A 14,507-nucleotide genomic window follows, 5' to 3' on the forward strand; every position below is an offset into this window, starting at 1 on the left:
GCGTGATCTGTTCAAATCGCCGTACAAACGCCCCATGCGTATTCTGCTCACCAATGATGACGGTATCGATGCTTTCGGGCTAAAGGTGCTTTACGATATCGCCAGCGCCCTGAGCGATGATGTCTGGGTTTGTGCCCCGCTCACCGAACAATCCGGCAAGGGCAGGGGCATCACGCTCCATGATCCGCTGCGCGCGCGCCGTATCGGTGAGAAGCGTTTCGCCGTTTCCGGTACGCCGACCGATTGCGTGCAGATCGCCGTCAATGATCTGATGGACGGCCCGCCCGATCTGGTGCTGTCAGGCGTCAATCGCGGGTTCAACCTGGCGCAGGACGTCACCCTTTCGGGCACCGTCGCCGGGGCGCTGCAAGGCATGACGCTCGGCATCCCCTCCATTTCCCTGTCGCAATGCCTAGATTTCGAGCTGGATATCGAAGCGCAATGGCTGGCGGCGCAGGTCTACGGCGCGCCTGTGATCAGCAATCTGATCAAGCAGGGGTGGCCGGCCGATGTCATCATGAACATCAATTTCCCCGATTGCGACGCCCACAGCGTCACCGGCGTCGAGGTCACCAAACAGGGTTTGCGCGATCAGCATGAGATGCACGCCGTCAAGCGCGTCGATACGCGCGGCCGTGATTATTACTGGATGGATTTCCACGCCCTCGAACAGACCCTGCTCGATGGCACTGACCTCAAGGCCGTGCGTGAAAAGCGCATTTCTGTGACGCCGCTGCACCTCGACCTGACGCACTACGAGACGATGCACCGCCTGAAAAAGACACTGGGCGGCGTCGCGCCAAAGGTCATCAGGGACGAGGTGGCGTCATGAGTGAAACACCGAAAGATACTCCGGAAGAAACGCGCCTGGAAAGGCTGCTGCGTGGGCTGAAAAGCCAGGGCATCGACGATAAGAAGCTGCTGCACGCCATGGAATACACGCCGCGCGATCTGTTCGTGCCGGAGCTTTTCCTCGATCGCTCGTGGGAAGATTCCGCCATTCCGATCAATTGCGGCCAGACGATTTCGCAGCCTTATATCGTGGCGCTGATGACCCAGGCGCTGAAGATTGAAGGCCGCCACCGCGTGTTAGAGATCGGCACCGGCAGCGGTTACCAGACCGCCGTGCTCAGCCGGCTTGCGCGCTACGTCTATACGATCGAGCGTTACCGTTCGCTGATGGTTGAGGCCGAGATCCGCCATAAGCGGCTGATGCTGGAAAATATCATCTATCGCTTCGGCGATGGCTGGGAAGGCTGGCCCGAACAGGCGCCATTTGATCGCATTCTGGTCACCGCCGCCTTGCCGGAAGCGCCGACGCACCTGCTGGCGCAACTTAAAGTCAAGGGCATCATGGTGGGGCCGCAAGGGCGGGGCTCGACCCAGCGCCTGCTGCGCTATACCCGCACGGCGGATGGCTATGAGACCGAGGATCTCGGCGAGGTGCGCTTTGTGCCGCTGATCGCTGGCGTCGCCAAGGAATCCTAAAAACGCCAGCCTAACTGGTTGAAGACGCGGCGGGTCTGCTCGAAGCCGACCAGCGAAAAGCCGGCTATGCCTATAGCAATGACCAGCGGCCACATGGCTTGACCCAGTCCGGTGAGGGCGGGGGTAATGACCGGCATGGTGATGAAGAGCAGGGCGGTGACGGCGGTAAAAACCAGGGTGAGCCATGCCAGGCCTTCATAAAGCCGGCGGCGCTCGACACGCTTCATCACCTCGACGACAAAGCCGATATCCCGCGCGGGCGGGGCGGCAGGTGTGTCGTTCATCAACATTGATTTCAAAGCGTCATTGGTCATCGGGTACACCCAGAAGGGCATTGAGTCTGGCCCTTCCCTTAAGAATATGGGACTTAATCGTGCCTAGCGGAAGCCCCAAAATGTCAGCCGCTTCGGCATGGCTGTAATCGGCGGCGACGCACAGCGATATGGCGGCGCGCTGATCAATCGGCAGGGTTTGCAGGGCGGCGTGCACCGTTAGTCGGGCATCAACCGTTGATGAACGGGATTGGTCCTGCAGCCCCGACCATTCGGTGTCGCGCGCGCCGGAGCGGTTAAAGCGCTTGCGATCGTTGAGCGCCTTGCGGTAGGCGATGCCGCAGACGAAGGTTTTGAAGGCAACGCCCTCGCGCAGTTTGTGCAGGTTGGTCCAGGCGGTCACAAAGGCCTCCTGCGCCAGATCGTCGGCATCGTCAGGCACAGCGCACAGGCGGCGCACGAAGGCGCGCACCGCCTGTTGATGATCTGCCACCAGCCTTGAGAAGGCGTCGCTAGAGCCCTCTCTGGCCCGCTTGATGAGCGGGTCGGACATGAAGATTAGTCCTTCGGGTCAAGGTCAGCCGGACGCGAAGCGGCGGCGCGAATAATCGAGATGACCAAAAGGCTGACCGCGGCGACCCCGAAACCGAGCGCCAAAGCGATGAAAACCTGTCCGCCGCCGCCATAATAACCAAAATAACCAAAGGCGGCAGACAGGGCGCCGAAGACGACAACCTGCGTCCACGCACCGCCGCGCCGGCGGCCGTGGCGGGCGCTGTAGTCAAAGCCGTGAGGTTCGTTGCTGCGCAGGGCGTCGAGCAGGGCAGGCGGCGGATCCTTGCCCTGATCGGCATAATATTTGATCAGTTTCAGGGTTTCGCTGCGGTGGCGGAAGGTGCCGAGCATCCCGATCAGGCCCATGCCCATGCCGAAGATCGGAAAGATCAGCCACCAGTAGCTGTTAAAAAGGTCACTTGCGGTCATGATAAGACTCCGGATGAAAGACGAGCGCTTAGCGCTTCAAAAGATTGTAAAGTTCGGGCGGCACGTCCTTGCCCTGGTCGGTGTAGGTGCGGATCAGAGCCATCGTGCGGCGCTTTTCCTCGTCCCTCACTACCATGTGGACCACGCCCGCGACCATGGAGCCCAGCGGGAATACCAGCCACCAGTATTGATTAAAAAGCGCCATGAACATTTTTATCTCTCCGTAAGCGCGGACCAGCCCGCCTTCTGAGACTTAATGTCCGCCGCGAGCCGGTTTGGATGTGGGCGCCAAAATTATTTTTGCGTTTTTTGAACTGTCCCCCGTTTCAAAGCTCCGCTTGCCGGATCGTTTAACAATTCGTTATCCATAAGTTCGCATAGAGTGGTTATGCCCTACGCTTTTCTGCTTGCTACCGATGGAGCCTGCCATGATCCCGCATCCTTTTAAGACGGATCACCTAAATCGTCTGTCCGTCAAACTTGCGCTGACGGCGGTGACTGTGATGGCCTTGCAGGCCTGTACGGCGACGCCCCTCAAACCGAAATATCCCATCTATATGCAGGACAAGCCGGCCGAAGCGGTCGTACCGGTGAGCCGCGTGGTGGAAGAGGCGCCACCGCCGCCGGTGACATCGCCCAATGGCAGCGTGCAGGTGACCGAACTGGCTGCCCCGCCGCCACCTCCGCCGCCACCCGCTGAGATCACAACACCGGCCAAGGCAGCGACCAGGCCTGTGGCTACCGCGCCGGTACGCGATACGCCGGCGACCTATGTCTATGTGCTCCAGTCACACGATACGCTCTATGGTGTGTCGCGCCGCTTTGGCGTGCCGATCAAGGCGATCTATGAGCTTAACGATCTGGCGCCGGACGCTTCCTTGCGGATTGGTCAGAAGGTTCTGCTGCCATCCTCCGCGGTCGATAAGGGCGTTGAAGATCACGCCAATGGAACCGGATTGGTCAAGCTCGAAAAGGCCCTGGTGTCTCCAGCAACAAAGCCGGCTGTTATACCCGTGAAGCCCGCTGTCGTCGCGCCGGCAAAGACGACGACCACCCCAACCACCCCGACCACGATGACACCAGTGACCAAGCCGGTGATTGCGCCGCCAGCGGCCGCAAAGCCGGTCGTGACCGCGCCAACCATGGCGACGACCACAACGACGACGCCGGTGGTCAAGCCCGCCGCCACGCCAACCGTCGCAGGTTTCCCCGGCAGCGCGCAACTGACGCAGATGGGCAAGGGCAGGTTCGTCTGGCCGGTCAAGGGCAAGCTCTTGGTGCCGTTTGGTCAGTTGGCGCCCAATGTGCGCAATGACGGAATCAACATTGCTGCTTCTGCCGGCACCGAAATCCGCGCGGCGTCCGACGGTGTGGTGGTCTACGAAGGCGACCAGGTCAAGGAACTGGGCAACACCATCTATATCAAGCATCCTAAAGGCTGGTATACGGGCTATTCACACCTGCAAAACATGTTGGTGAAGAACAATGAAACCGTCACCAAGGGGCAGGTGATCGGCACGGTTGGCAAGACCGGCACCATTGATCAGCCGCAACTGCACTTTGAAATTCGCTACACGCCGTCGACCGATATCGCCCGACCGATCGATCCGACGCTCGTTCTGCCTTAGAATTCAGAAGCGAATTCCACGATTTACAAAGCCGGACCGCTTTTGGTGGTTCGGCTTTGTCTATTGACGGTTGGTGGGGGCAAACCGTGCTAATAATGTCATTGACCTTTTTTTGGTTGTGCCTATGTATGGCGAACAAATTTTAACCCGCCACCGAACCGGCGGTTAAAAGTCAATGATATTCAGGAGACATACGTGTTCGCAACACCTGCCTTTGCCCAGGCCGCTGGCGCCGCTGCCCCCGCCGCTGGTGGTGACCTTTTGACCATGCTGCCGATGATGATCGTGCTTTTCGGCGCGATGTACTTCTTCATGATCCGTCCGCAAAGCCAGCGCGCCAAGCAGCACAAGGCCATGATCACGGCGCTGAAGCGCAACGATACGGTGGTTCTGTCCTCCGGCCTGATCGGCAAGGTCACCCGCGTTGAAGACGCCGAGGTCATGATCGAAGTGGCGACCGGCGTCAATGTGCGCGTGGTCAAGGCTCTCATCGCCGAAGTGCGCGTCAAGGGCGAGCCTGCGCCCGCCAACGACGCCAAGAGCTAAGCTCACCCTTTCCTGATTTTGCAGATTAACGACCGAGCATCCCGATCATGATGAATTTATCGCGCTGGAAGGTAGGGCTGGTTATCGGCGCCATCCTTCTGGGCATCCTTTTTGCCGTGCCCAACTTCCTTCCAGCCAGTGTGCGGGATCAGGTCAAAGGCTTTATGCCAACTCAGACCCTGAACCTCGGTCTCGATCTGCAAGGTGGTTCCTACCTCCTAATGGAGGTGGATACCAACGACCTGATCAAGACCAAGATCGCTGCTGTCAGTGATGACGTGCGTGCGCGTCTTGATGAAAAGGGCATCGCCTACACTGGTGTCGTCGCCAACGGCACCTCGGTCAGTGTTCGCATCACCGATGCGTCGCGCCTGCAGGAAGCGCAAGCCACGCTCGTCAAGCTCGGCACGCCTTTGCCGAAGAACCCCGGCGTGATGGATCTTGCGGTTCAGCAGGGGAGTGATCAAACCCTGCTCGTGATCTTCACGCAGGAAGGCATTCGCTCCACCTCCGCCGGCGCGGTCGAAACCTCGATCGAAGTCATCCGCAAGCGTATCGATGCGCTCGGCACCAAGGAGCCCTCGATCAGCCGTCAGGGAATCAACCGCATCGTTATTGAAGCACCGGGCGAAAGCGATCCGGAGCAACTGAAGCGCCTGATCGGTCGCACCGCCAAGCTGACCTTCCAGATGGTCGATGAAACCGTCAGCCCGTCCGATCTCGCCGCCGGCCGCGTGCCGCCGGGCTCGGAAGTCCTGCCGGATGACAGCCGTGGCGGTACACCTCTTGTGGTGCGCAAGGCTATTCTGGTGTCGGGTAACAACCTGACCAAGGCCAATGTCGGCGTCGATGAGTATCAGCGTCCAGCCATAGATTTCGCCTTCAACAGCGAAGGCGCCAAGAAGTTTGGTGACGCCACCTCGCGCAATCTCGGCAAGCGTTTCGCCATCATTCTGGATGGCCACATCGTGTCGGCGCCGGTTATCCAGGGCGCCATTACCACGGGCAGCGGGCAGATCACCGGCGGCTTCAGCCATGAAGAAGCCTCGGAAATCGTCAACATCCTCAAAAGCGGCGCTCTGCCGGCCAAGCTCAACTTCGAGAGCCAGCGCACCGTCGGCGCCGAACTGGGTGCGGATGCGGTTCACGCCGGTGTCGTGTCGACCATTATCGGTTTCCTAACCATCGTGGTCTTTATGTTCCTGGCCTACGGCTTCATCTTCGGTGGCGTGTCGATCGCCGCCCTGCTGGTCAACCTGCTGCTGATCATGGCCGCGATGACCGCCTTCCAGGCTACCCTGACCCTGCCGGGTATCGCCGGTTTGATCCTCAGTCTGGCCGTGGCGGTTGACGCCAACGTGCTCATCTATGAGCGTATTCGCGACGAAGAACGTTCCGGCCACCGGCCCATCGCGGCCATGGATGTCGGCTTCGCCCGTGCGCTCGTGTCGATCTTGGACGCCAACATCACCAACCTGATCTCGGCGCTTATCATGTTCGTCTTCGGCGCCGGCCCGGTGCGTGGCTTCGCCTGGACGCTGATGATCGGTGTGTTCACCTCGGTCTTCTCGGCCATTCTGGTCAGCCAGATCCTGCTCGGCTGGTGGTATAAGGCCGCCAAGCCCAAGAAACTCCCGATTTAAGGTATCCGCGTCATGCAATGGCCTCTGATTAAAAACCTGCCGAACGAGTTCCACTTCCGCTTTACGAAGTATGCACCCGTAGCGGCCGTCATTTCCGGACTGGCGATCATCGCCACCATCGCGGCGCTCTTCCTGCAAGGCCTGAACCTCGGCACCGATTTCGCCGGCGGTAACGTGCTTGAAGTCGAGACGCCGACGGCGGCCAATCTGGATACGCTGCGTGCGCACATGAATGAGTTCGGCGCAGAAGATACGGGCGTCCAGACCTTCGGCAGCCCGCGCGACGTCATCATCAAGTTCAAGCTCGACGAGAGCCACCAGACCAATGACGGCGTCGAAGCCATCAAGACCAAGCTGTCGGCGGCCGTGCCCGGCATCGCCTTCAAGCGTACCGAAGTGGTCGGCCCCAAGGTTTCAGCCGAATTGCTGCGTTCTGGCTTCCTGGCTCTGGGGGCTGCGCTGGTGCTGATGTTGATCTACATCTGGATCCGCTTCCCGTCTGGCCTGCAATTTGGTTCAGGCGCGGTTATCGCCGTGCTGCACGACGTGGTCCTGACGGTTGGGATGATGGCCTTCCTGCAGATAGAATTCACCATGACGTCGATCGCGGCGCTGCTCACCGTTATCGGTTATTCGATGAACGAAAAGGTGATCACCTTCGACCGACTGCGTGAAAATCTGCGCAAGTTCCGCAAGACGCCGCTGGCCGATATCATCAACCTGTCGGAAAACGAGCGCCTGTCGCGCACCATCATCACCGGTTCGACCGCTGTTCTGGCCCTGGCCGGCATGTTGTTCCTCGGTGGTCCGGCATTGTTCCCGCTCGTCTTCGCCATGGTCTTCGGCATTCTGATCGGCACCTATTCGTCGATCTACGTCGCCCTGCCAATCATTCTGATCTGGGGCGTCAACCGCAACGATCCGGACGCCGAGGTGGTCGATCTGGGTGGCTTCAAGGGCGGTAAGAAGCCCAAGGACATGCCTTAAATACTGTTGAAACGGCCTCCCAGCGGAGGCCGTTTTGCTTTGAGGACGCGTCTGACGTAGGATGCGAATCGGATCTCAGGACAAGGGGCAGGTTATGGCTGGTTTTCTCGGTAATTTTCGCAATGTGATGCTGGCCAGTTTTCTGCTGGCGACCTTCGTGATCTTTGGCTTCGGCAAGCACGGCGCGGGCTTCAATGACGTCTTTCTGATCGCCGTCATCCGCTGGGCGCACGTCCTGTGCGGCATATTGTGGGTCGGTTTGCTCTACTATTTCAACTTTGTACAGATCCGGGTCATGCCGGATATCCCCGCCGATCTGAAGCCGGCCATCAGCAAGTATATCGCACCCGAAGCCCTGTTCTGGTTCCGTTATGCGGCATTGTTCACCGTCGTCTTCGGCCTGATCCTGGCCTGGTTGCGCGGCTACATCGTCGAGGCCATGAGCTTTGGTTTTGTCAGCCTGACCGCCAAGGGCTATGTCTTCGGTTTTGACAGCGCCAATGCCCAGTTCATCTTTATTGGCGTTGGCATGTGGCTGGCCCTGATCATGTTTATGAACGTCTGGCACGCCATCTGGCCTGCGCAGAAGATTGCACTCGGCATCCGCGAAGGCTTCACGCCGGAGCAGAAGGCTGCCGCGGCGAAAAAGGCCATGATGTTCAGCCGCATCAATACGCTGCTGTCTCTGCCCATGCTGGCGAGCATGGCCATGTACCAGACCATTTTCGGCTAGTCCGAAAACGACTGGATCAACAAAAAACTGTATCAGACTATTTGTGGGTAAATTTGCGTGACGTCCTCTGAATTAGTACCGAAGTCCGAGGACATTCGCTTGGCCTGCGCCTTCATCCCGGAAGCCGATAAGCGGGCCGACATACTGGTGCTGTTTGCTTTTCTGGAAACCCTGCGCGATATCCCCGAACGCGTCACGGATCCGTTGATGGGCGAAATTCGTCTGCGCTGGTGGTTTGAGGCGATTGAGGAAATCGAACAGGGCCGGGCGGTGCGTTACCATCCGCTGACCGAAGCGCTGAAGGCGATCATCGAGCGCTATAAGCTGGCACCGGAGGACTTTCTCAACCTGATCGAAGGCCAGATGCCTCTGCTCGATAAAGGGCCGCTGGCCATCAAGGACGCGCTTAGCGTAGTGGATCGCGGGGAAGGGGTTCTGTTCCGTCTTGCCGCTCAGATACTCGGCGAGAGCGCTGACCTGACTGATATTGCCCGGCTCATCGGCATGGCACATATCAAGTCCGCGCGCGGTTTGAGCGACGCCGGTGATATGGAATTTGCGCACCTGAAACGCGAAGCCGTGAAGGCTGCCAAGGGATTGCCGGTGGCGGTCATGCCCCTGGCCTTGCCGGCCACTCTGGCAGGCGATTTATGGCATGGCCGAATGCCTGGTCCACTGACCAAGCGTTTGCGCCTGTTCTGGGCCTTCGTTAGCGCCAAAATCTAGAAACCTATCTAGTTCTTCTTCTTTTTACCCCACGGGATGCGATCCATCACGCCATCGAGCGGCTTTTCCGTTACCACGACCGGCGGCGGTACATTGATGATGATCGGCTTCTCAGGATAGGCGCGCCATCCGCTCTGGACCAGTTCGCTGAAGCCCTGGCATTTCGGCATTATGCGCACGGCACCGGTGCGCGGCTTTAGGAAGGGCGCCGCCTGTTTGACGTTCTGCCGCGTCGGGTCAATGAATTGCCAGTCGCCCGCCAGGCCATACCCGCCCTGACCGCCGACATGGACGGCATTATAGGCGATGCGCGCCTGATATTCCGGCACGCCGTACTTGATCATGGCACGGTAGAAAATGCCGTCGGCGACATCGCGCTTGCCCGGCTCGCCTATGGTGTAGAGCCAGTCGTGGATGATGGCCGCGCGCGCGGTCGGCCCTTGCGGATCGATAAAGCTCTGGCCATACCACGGCACCGAGGCGAAGTCGGTGACGTACCATTTAGGCACTACGATCACCATGCCGGTGGGGCCGTCGCAATAGGGAAATTCGGCGTTGAGTGTAAAGAGCTTGCGGCCCTGCTTGGTCTGGTTGAACAGCATGATCGGCAGCGGCGTCAGCGAACTGGGTGGCGTTGGAGCCACCACTGGCACATAGACGGTCTCGGTCGTCTTCGTTGTGGCGCATCCGGCGACAAAGAGCAGGGCGGCAAAGGCGGTAAGTTTCAACGAACGCAAGGGAACCCATCCGATAAGCATGTGCCGGGCCATTAGCCCTAAATTCAGGCGATATTTAGCCAGTCCTGCAAATCCCGCAAGGCGCGCAACGACATAAGGCGTTTTTTGGCGCGGCCACGTTCCTTGAGCGGGATTTTCTTGCCGTCTTCATCAACCTTCGGCGCTTCCAGCGGGGGCAGCAAGCCATAGTTGATATTCATGGGCTGGAAGGAGCCGCCTTCGAGGTGGCCGATCGTAATGTGGTTGAGCAAGGCGCCCAGAGCGGTCGTCTCCGGCGGGGCGGGGAGGTCGCGGCCCAGAGCCTGCGCGGCGGCGAAACGGCCGGCCAAAAGGCCGATGGCGGCGCTTTCGACATAGCCTTCCACGCCCGTGATCTGGCCGGCGAACCGCACATTTTTTTGCCCTACCGCTTCGCTGCTTGAGGGCGTGAAAAACGCTTTCATGCGCAATTCTCGGTCGAGAAGCTTGGGCGACTGGATAAAGGTGTTGCGGTGCAGGCCCCCCAGACGCGCGAACTGCGCGTTCTCCAGGCCCGGGATCATGCGGAAGACCTCAGCCTGAGCGCCATGCTTCAGCTTGGTCTGGAAGCCGACCATATTATACAGCGTTCCCAAGGCGTTATCCTGCCGAAGCTGAATGATCGCATGAGCTTTCACGGTCGGGTTATGCGGATTGGTCAGGCCCACAGGCTTCATGGGACCGTAGCGCAGGGTCTCGCGGCCGCGCTCGGCCATGACCTCGATCGGCAGGCAGCCATCGAAATAGGGGATGTGCTCCCAATCCTTGAACTCGGCCTTGGGGCCCTCTAACAGGGCGTCGATAAAGGCCTCGTACTGCTGTTTGTCCATCGGGCAGTTGATATAGGCCGCCGCGTCGCCGCCGGGGCCTTCCTTATCGTAGCGCGATTGCTTCCACGCCTTCGACATGTCGATGCTCTCGGCATGGATGATCGGCGCGATGGCATCAAAGAAGCTGAGCTGGCCTTCGCCGGACACATCGAGCACGAAGCGCGACAACGCCTCGGAGGTGAGGGGGCCGGTGGCCACCACCACATTGTCCCAGCCGTTATCGGCCAGGGTGGTGATTTCCTCGCGCACGATGGTCATGAGCGGATGGTTGGCAAGCGCCTCGGTGACGGCGGCGCTGAAATTGTCGCGGTCCATGGCAAGCGCACCGCCGGCCGGCACCTGGTGCTTGTCGGCGCAGGCGAGGATCAGAGAATTCGAGCGGCGCATTTCTTCATGCAGCAGGCCCACGGCATTGAACTGCCAGTCATCCGAGCGGAAAGAGTTGGAGCACACCAGTTCGGCGAGGCCATCGGTCTGGTGGGCGTCGGTCGTGATCGGTGCGCCATCGCGCGTGCCGCCACGCATTTCGTGCAGCACCACCCGAATGCCAGCCTGAACCAGTTGCCAGCAGGCTTCTGAACCGGCGAGACCGCCGCCAATAACATGAACTGTCAACCTGATCTCCTGCCGTATAGCCTAAACGCAAAGACGATGCCTCTATAGCAAGGCGACGCCTGTGGGAAGAGATTACAGGCGGCCGGCCAGAAAGGCGTCGATCTGTGTGTGATGCGACTTGTAAAAGTCAATATTGGCCGCATTGGTGTAGGACAATATGACATCGTCGACGCCGGGTTGCGCAGCCGCAACGGCATCGGCAATGGCCAGCATGCCATACAGGAAGTCATGCGGCGTCAGGCCGTTCCTTACGATGATGTCGCGTGCTTTCGGCGAGGCCTCGATCTGGCCGACCAGTTGCGCCAGGGTTTCCATCTTCGACATATCGGCGCCACCGCCGAGATCGACCTTCTGGGTGTTGATCTCCTTGGCGGCGGCGATCAGCTTGGCCAGAAGTGGTTCGGTTAGTGGAAACTGCGCCAGTTCGGCCAATTCCTCATCGGTCATGGACTGCGCCATGGCGGGTGATAGGGGCAGCATCGCCATCACGAAAGCGGCCATGGCCAACCAGAACTTTTTCATCTTGATCCTCATATCACGGTCATATCTGTGTGGCTCTATAGCAAGCTTGGATCGGAAATGTGACGCGTTTAACGAAATAAGCTTTAAAAGCGAATGGATTTGTTTCTAAATCGCTATTGGCCTGAAATAGACGGGCGGGCCATGGTTGGGGGTATTATGAGGGATACATCGGCATTTTCGGTGACGAAGGCCTTGAAGGCGTCTACGGGCTTTTTGCCGCAGGCGTGGGCTGGCGTGTGGCTTTCGCTGCTCGTGGTTCTGGCGCTTGTGATCGGTGGGCCTATGGCAGCGATAGCGTTCAAAACGCCGTTGGCCGGTCTGGCACTGGTCTTGTTGCTGGTCATCGTCAAGCTGGTGACGCACGGCGGGCTCTATCGCGTTGCCCTATTCGGCAAGTCAGCGCGCGAAGAAGGGCTAGGTTTTGGCGGCTTTCAGTTTGGCCCGCCGGAATGGCGTCTGCTGGCGGCCTCGCTGGTCGTGACGGCCTTTTTCGCCTTGATGGTAGCCACGCTGTTTATCGTTTTCGCCATCGCTCTCAGCTTTTCCGGTCTGACGCATGGCTATGACACCACGATGCAGGCGGTTCAGGCGTTGATCGCGCGACATGACGGCATCGACTATCTGTTTATCGCCTATATTATCGGCAGCTTTATTTTCCTCGTCTTTGTGGGGCTGAAATTCGCCCTGCTGGCCGCGGCTAACATCGCCGAGCGCCGGCTGGTGACGCTCAATGCCCTGGGGCTGACCTCCGGTCATGTCGGGCGGATATGTCTTGGGCTTCTGGTCATCCTGTTACCGTTCGTGTTGATCTGTGATTTAGTTAGCCAGAGGCTGGGACATGTCGGGCAGACGCGTCTTGTGGTCCATGCCGCGCTGATGGGCCTGTATATTTTCCTGTTTTTGCCACTGACCGTCGGATTTTTGGCCGACAGCTATAGGCAGATTGTCACGATCAGGTCTAAATAGCCGAGTCCGTGCCTGATGCGGACGGACGAGACCTGCGCATGAACCTCACCTTTGACTTCGCTTTTGAAGGTTTCCGCCTGATCCGCGAGCGACCCAAGCTGATCGCTTTCTGGGGGGCGCTGACGCTTCTGTGGTGGGGGGCGATGTGGGGTATCATGGTCGCCATGGCCGGGCCGGCTCTGGCTACGCTGATGAAGATGACCAGCTATGATCCGCAGGTGATCCAGACCCTGACCGCGCAGCTTTTACCGGCTTTAGGCGTATGCGCGCCTATCTATGTTGTCATGTCGTCGATTCTGGTCTGCGCCATCTGCCGTGCCTCCATGGGACAAAGCGATGATCGTTTTGGCTTTCTGAAGCTGGGTATGGATGAGATCCGCATGATGGGCGTGCGGGGCGGGACCTTGCTGACGCTTGCCGGTGTTTTTATCGGTTTTGGCACGGTTGGCAGCCTTATTGCCGCTCTGGTCAATGCCAGCAGCTCGCAAGCCGCGGCGGCGGCGCAGTCCTTGAGCAGCATTCTGGCGCTCGGCACCTTTGTCTGGCTGTCCTTGCGCCTGTCGCTTAATAATCCGCAAAGCTTCGAAAGCCAGCGTATCAACCTGTTCGGCAGTTTCAGCCTGACACAGGACCGCTTCTGGTCGTTGTTCACCGGCTATGCGGCCGCCATGGCGCTGGCGCTGGTGGTGCAGTTTCTGTGTGACAAGATCATCGAGGCGGTGCAGGTCTTGAGCCTCGGCCTCAAGGTTACCGGCGATATGGTGCCGCCCGACCCGACCACCCTGAGCAGTTTCCTGTCACCGGCTTCTCTGATCTACTTTGTCCTGAGCTATGCAATTGTCGCGCCGCTGACCTCGGCCATACAGTTTGGCGCGCCGGTGGCGGCCTACAAGATCTTGCGCGGCAAGGTGGCCCTTAAACCGGATCAGGAAGCGGTGCGTTAACTGCCTGACATATGCAGGAAGTCGCGTCCATGCGCCGGCTGCAAGGGGCGGGCGTTCGGACCGATAAGGCGTTGAAAGGCATCGGCCTGTTCAGCGCTGACGGTCAATGGCGAAGAAAAGACCATCCACGTCACCTCTTCCGTGCAGGGCGGCGTCGTCAGTGAGCCTGAATAGACATAGAAGTCCTCGGTGCCCGGCATCAGATCCTGCGCGTTGATCAGAAGATCCGGCAAGGGAACAGGCTGGCCCGGGTCAGACGGCAGGTAGGTCCACAAGGAGGCCAGCATGGGATCGGCCGCGCCGATGTCCGACATGACAGAGATCACGAGGTAATGGCCCTTGGCATCCTGATGGACAAAGTGGGCTTCCAGCGCGGTGGCATGGCCATTGATGGCGTGTTCGCTCGGCGAATGAAAGTGGAACTGCTTCAGCGTAAAAAGATTGCCGTCAATTTCAATGCCGCCGCCGTCTTTCGGTGTCACGACGACCGTATGGCCGTTGTTTTGTATCGTGGCGGTCGAGGCGTGATAGGCCATGACCATATGCGATGACATATTGCGCGTGTTGCCAGAGATATCGACGGGCGACTGACGCTGACCGGTGCCACACACCGCATTAGGGCCGCCCATCTGGGCCCAGTGCGACGGCCCTTCGTTGCCGCTGTAGGTCCAGTGCTGCACGGCGCCCGTTTCGGAGCCGTGACCTGCCGCAGCCGCGCCGTGCTCAGCAGAGCCATGCTCTGTTGCATCAGGCGCGTGTTCATCCGCCTTTTTGCCTGAGCAGGCGACAATGGACAGGGCCAGCAGGCTGACCGCAACAATTCTATGGGCGCGACTCATCTTCATGTCGCGATCCTGCCGAAAATTGG

At 59.3% G+C, this 14,507-nt stretch carries 18 protein-coding genes; 10 read left to right on the top strand and 8 right to left on the bottom strand.

The window, feature by feature from the left end; translation table 11 throughout:
* The first annotated feature begins 34 nt into the window (after positions 1 to 34).
* Both surE and ABQ278_RS08005 read left to right on the top strand, forming a co-directional pair.
* Entirely contained in the window at positions 35 to 832 is a 798-nt protein-coding gene (surE, locus tag ABQ278_RS08000) for a 5'/3'-nucleotidase SurE (RefSeq protein WP_349322014.1), read from the top strand.
* The gene (locus ABQ278_RS08005; protein WP_349322015.1) at positions 829 to 1,488 is read left to right on the top strand and encodes a protein-L-isoaspartate(D-aspartate) O-methyltransferase; all 660 of its coding nucleotides are present in this window, start codon (positions 829 to 831) and stop codon (positions 1,486 to 1,488) included. The genes surE and ABQ278_RS08005 overlap by 4 nt, the downstream gene beginning before the upstream one ends.
* Here the strand turns inward: ABQ278_RS08005 and ABQ278_RS08010 are convergent.
* The 4 genes from ABQ278_RS08010 to ABQ278_RS08025 are packed head-to-tail and all read right to left on the bottom strand — an operon-like array spanning position 1,485 to position 2,949.
* The gene (locus ABQ278_RS08010) at positions 1,485 to 1,802 is read right to left on the bottom strand and encodes a hypothetical protein (protein WP_349322016.1); all 318 of its coding nucleotides are present in this window, start codon (positions 1,800 to 1,802) and stop codon (positions 1,485 to 1,487) included. The two genes, ABQ278_RS08005 and ABQ278_RS08010, sit on opposite strands and share 4 nt — an antisense overlap.
* Positions 1,792 to 2,313 carry an RNA polymerase sigma factor gene (locus ABQ278_RS08015; protein WP_349322017.1) on the bottom strand — a complete coding sequence of 174 codons (522 nt, stop codon included), beginning with the start codon at positions 2,311 to 2,313 and terminating at the stop codon, positions 1,792 to 1,794. Before ABQ278_RS08015 ends, ABQ278_RS08010 begins: the two co-directional genes overlap by 11 nt.
* Positions 2,314 to 2,318: 5 nt before the next feature.
* Positions 2,319 to 2,744, bottom strand: coding sequence for a hypothetical protein (locus ABQ278_RS08020; protein WP_349322018.1), 426 nt, complete (start codon positions 2,742 to 2,744; stop codon positions 2,319 to 2,321).
* Between the two features lie 28 nt (positions 2,745 to 2,772).
* On the bottom strand, positions 2,773 to 2,949 hold the full coding sequence (locus ABQ278_RS08025; protein WP_349322019.1) for a hypothetical protein: 177 nt from the start codon (positions 2,947 to 2,949) through the stop codon (positions 2,773 to 2,775).
* A 223-nt stretch (positions 2,950 to 3,172) separates the two neighbouring features.
* Here ABQ278_RS08025 and ABQ278_RS08030 point away from each other — a divergent pair, with 223 nt between their 5' ends.
* From ABQ278_RS08030 to ABQ278_RS08055, 6 genes are all read left to right on the top strand, one after another.
* Positions 3,173 to 4,372, top strand: coding sequence for a M23 family metallopeptidase (locus tag ABQ278_RS08030; protein WP_349322020.1), 1,200 nt, complete (start codon positions 3,173 to 3,175; stop codon positions 4,370 to 4,372).
* Positions 4,373 to 4,567: 195 nt separating this feature from the next.
* The gene (gene yajC, locus ABQ278_RS08035) at positions 4,568 to 4,918 is read left to right on the top strand and encodes a preprotein translocase subunit YajC (protein WP_349322021.1); all 351 of its coding nucleotides are present in this window, start codon (positions 4,568 to 4,570) and stop codon (positions 4,916 to 4,918) included.
* A gap of 47 nt (positions 4,919 to 4,965) precedes the next feature.
* Positions 4,966 to 6,561 carry a protein translocase subunit SecD gene (gene secD / locus ABQ278_RS08040; protein WP_349322022.1) on the top strand — a complete coding sequence of 532 codons (1,596 nt, stop codon included), beginning with the start codon at positions 4,966 to 4,968 and terminating at the stop codon, positions 6,559 to 6,561.
* A 12-nt stretch (positions 6,562 to 6,573) separates the two neighbouring features.
* The gene (gene secF, locus ABQ278_RS08045) at positions 6,574 to 7,548 is read left to right on the top strand and encodes a protein translocase subunit SecF (RefSeq protein ID WP_349322023.1); all 975 of its coding nucleotides are present in this window, start codon (positions 6,574 to 6,576) and stop codon (positions 7,546 to 7,548) included.
* A gap of 94 nt (positions 7,549 to 7,642) precedes the next feature.
* On the top strand, positions 7,643 to 8,281 hold the full coding sequence (locus ABQ278_RS08050) for a hypothetical protein (RefSeq protein WP_349322024.1): 639 nt from the start codon (positions 7,643 to 7,645) through the stop codon (positions 8,279 to 8,281).
* A 57-nt stretch (positions 8,282 to 8,338) separates the two neighbouring features.
* Entirely contained in the window at positions 8,339 to 9,007 is a 669-nt protein-coding gene (locus ABQ278_RS08055; RefSeq protein WP_349322025.1) for a squalene/phytoene synthase family protein, read from the top strand.
* An 8-nt stretch (positions 9,008 to 9,015) separates the two neighbouring features.
* On the opposite strand, the gene ABQ278_RS08060 is transcribed toward ABQ278_RS08055, so the two are convergent.
* Genes ABQ278_RS08060 through ABQ278_RS08070 form a run of 3 tightly spaced genes read right to left on the bottom strand, consistent with a single transcriptional unit; the run spans position 9,016 to position 11,729 of the window.
* Entirely contained in the window at positions 9,016 to 9,765 is a 750-nt protein-coding gene (locus tag ABQ278_RS08060) for a DUF1353 domain-containing protein (RefSeq protein ID WP_349322026.1), read from the bottom strand.
* Positions 9,766 to 9,788: 23 nt separating this feature from the next.
* Complete coding sequence (gene trmFO, locus ABQ278_RS08065) at positions 9,789 to 11,225, bottom strand: methylenetetrahydrofolate--tRNA-(uracil(54)-C(5))-methyltransferase (FADH(2)-oxidizing) TrmFO (RefSeq protein ID WP_349322124.1); 1,437 nt, start codon at positions 11,223 to 11,225, stop codon at positions 9,789 to 9,791.
* A 54-nt stretch (positions 11,226 to 11,279) separates the two neighbouring features.
* Positions 11,280 to 11,729, bottom strand: a complete 450-nt coding sequence (locus tag ABQ278_RS08070) for a hypothetical protein (protein ID WP_349322027.1) — start codon at positions 11,727 to 11,729, stop codon at positions 11,280 to 11,282.
* 156 nt (positions 11,730 to 11,885) lie between these two features.
* Between ABQ278_RS08070 and ABQ278_RS08075 the strand changes: the two genes are divergently transcribed.
* Complete coding sequence (locus ABQ278_RS08075) at positions 11,886 to 12,695, top strand: hypothetical protein (RefSeq protein ID WP_349322028.1); 810 nt, start codon at positions 11,886 to 11,888, stop codon at positions 12,693 to 12,695.
* Positions 12,696 to 12,733: 38 nt separating this feature from the next.
* Positions 12,734 to 13,639: a hypothetical protein gene (locus tag ABQ278_RS08080; protein WP_349322029.1), complete on the top strand. Its 906-nt coding sequence runs from the start codon at positions 12,734 to 12,736 to the stop codon at positions 13,637 to 13,639.
* On the opposite strand, the gene ABQ278_RS08085 is transcribed toward ABQ278_RS08080, so the two are convergent.
* Complete coding sequence (locus tag ABQ278_RS08085; RefSeq protein ID WP_349322030.1) at positions 13,636 to 14,484, bottom strand: carbonic anhydrase family protein; 849 nt, start codon at positions 14,482 to 14,484, stop codon at positions 13,636 to 13,638. The two genes, ABQ278_RS08080 and ABQ278_RS08085, sit on opposite strands and share 4 nt — an antisense overlap.
* Positions 14,485 to 14,507: the final 23 nt, after the last annotated feature.

This window comes from Asticcacaulis sp. MM231 (assembly GCF_964186625.1).
In the GTDB taxonomy this organism is placed as follows: Bacteria; Pseudomonadota; Alphaproteobacteria; order Caulobacterales; family Caulobacteraceae; genus Asticcacaulis.

Coding starts and splice junctions, on each gene's coding strand:
- ABQ278_RS08050 (WP_349322024.1), top strand. CDS start 7,643: ATGGCTGGTTTTCTCGGTAATTTTCGCAATGTGATGCTGGCCAGTTTT.
- ABQ278_RS08080 (WP_349322029.1), top strand. CDS start 12,734: ATGAACCTCACCTTTGACTTCGCTTTTGAAGGTTTCCGCCTGATCCGC.
- ABQ278_RS08070 (WP_349322027.1), bottom strand. CDS start 11,729: ATGAAAAAGTTCTGGTTGGCCATGGCCGCTTTCGTGATGGCGATGCTG.
- secD (WP_349322022.1), top strand. CDS start 4,966: ATGATGAATTTATCGCGCTGGAAGGTAGGGCTGGTTATCGGCGCCATC.
- ABQ278_RS08030 (WP_349322020.1), top strand. CDS start 3,173: ATGATCCCGCATCCTTTTAAGACGGATCACCTAAATCGTCTGTCCGTC.
- ABQ278_RS08075 (WP_349322028.1), top strand. CDS start 11,886: ATGAGGGATACATCGGCATTTTCGGTGACGAAGGCCTTGAAGGCGTCT.
- ABQ278_RS08005 (WP_349322015.1), top strand. CDS start 829: ATGAGTGAAACACCGAAAGATACTCCGGAAGAAACGCGCCTGGAAAGG.
- ABQ278_RS08025 (WP_349322019.1), bottom strand. CDS start 2,949: ATGGCGCTTTTTAATCAATACTGGTGGCTGGTATTCCCGCTGGGCTCC.
- ABQ278_RS08020 (WP_349322018.1), bottom strand. CDS start 2,744: ATGACCGCAAGTGACCTTTTTAACAGCTACTGGTGGCTGATCTTTCCG.
- surE (WP_349322014.1), top strand. CDS start 35: ATGCGTATTCTGCTCACCAATGATGACGGTATCGATGCTTTCGGGCTA.
- ABQ278_RS08010 (WP_349322016.1), bottom strand. CDS start 1,802: ATGACCAATGACGCTTTGAAATCAATGTTGATGAACGACACACCTGCC.
- ABQ278_RS08060 (WP_349322026.1), bottom strand. CDS start 9,765: ATGCTTATCGGATGGGTTCCCTTGCGTTCGTTGAAACTTACCGCCTTT.
- ABQ278_RS08015 (WP_349322017.1), bottom strand. CDS start 2,313: ATGTCCGACCCGCTCATCAAGCGGGCCAGAGAGGGCTCTAGCGACGCC.
- secF (WP_349322023.1), top strand. CDS start 6,574: ATGCAATGGCCTCTGATTAAAAACCTGCCGAACGAGTTCCACTTCCGC.
- ABQ278_RS08085 (WP_349322030.1), bottom strand. CDS start 14,484: ATGAAGATGAGTCGCGCCCATAGAATTGTTGCGGTCAGCCTGCTGGCC.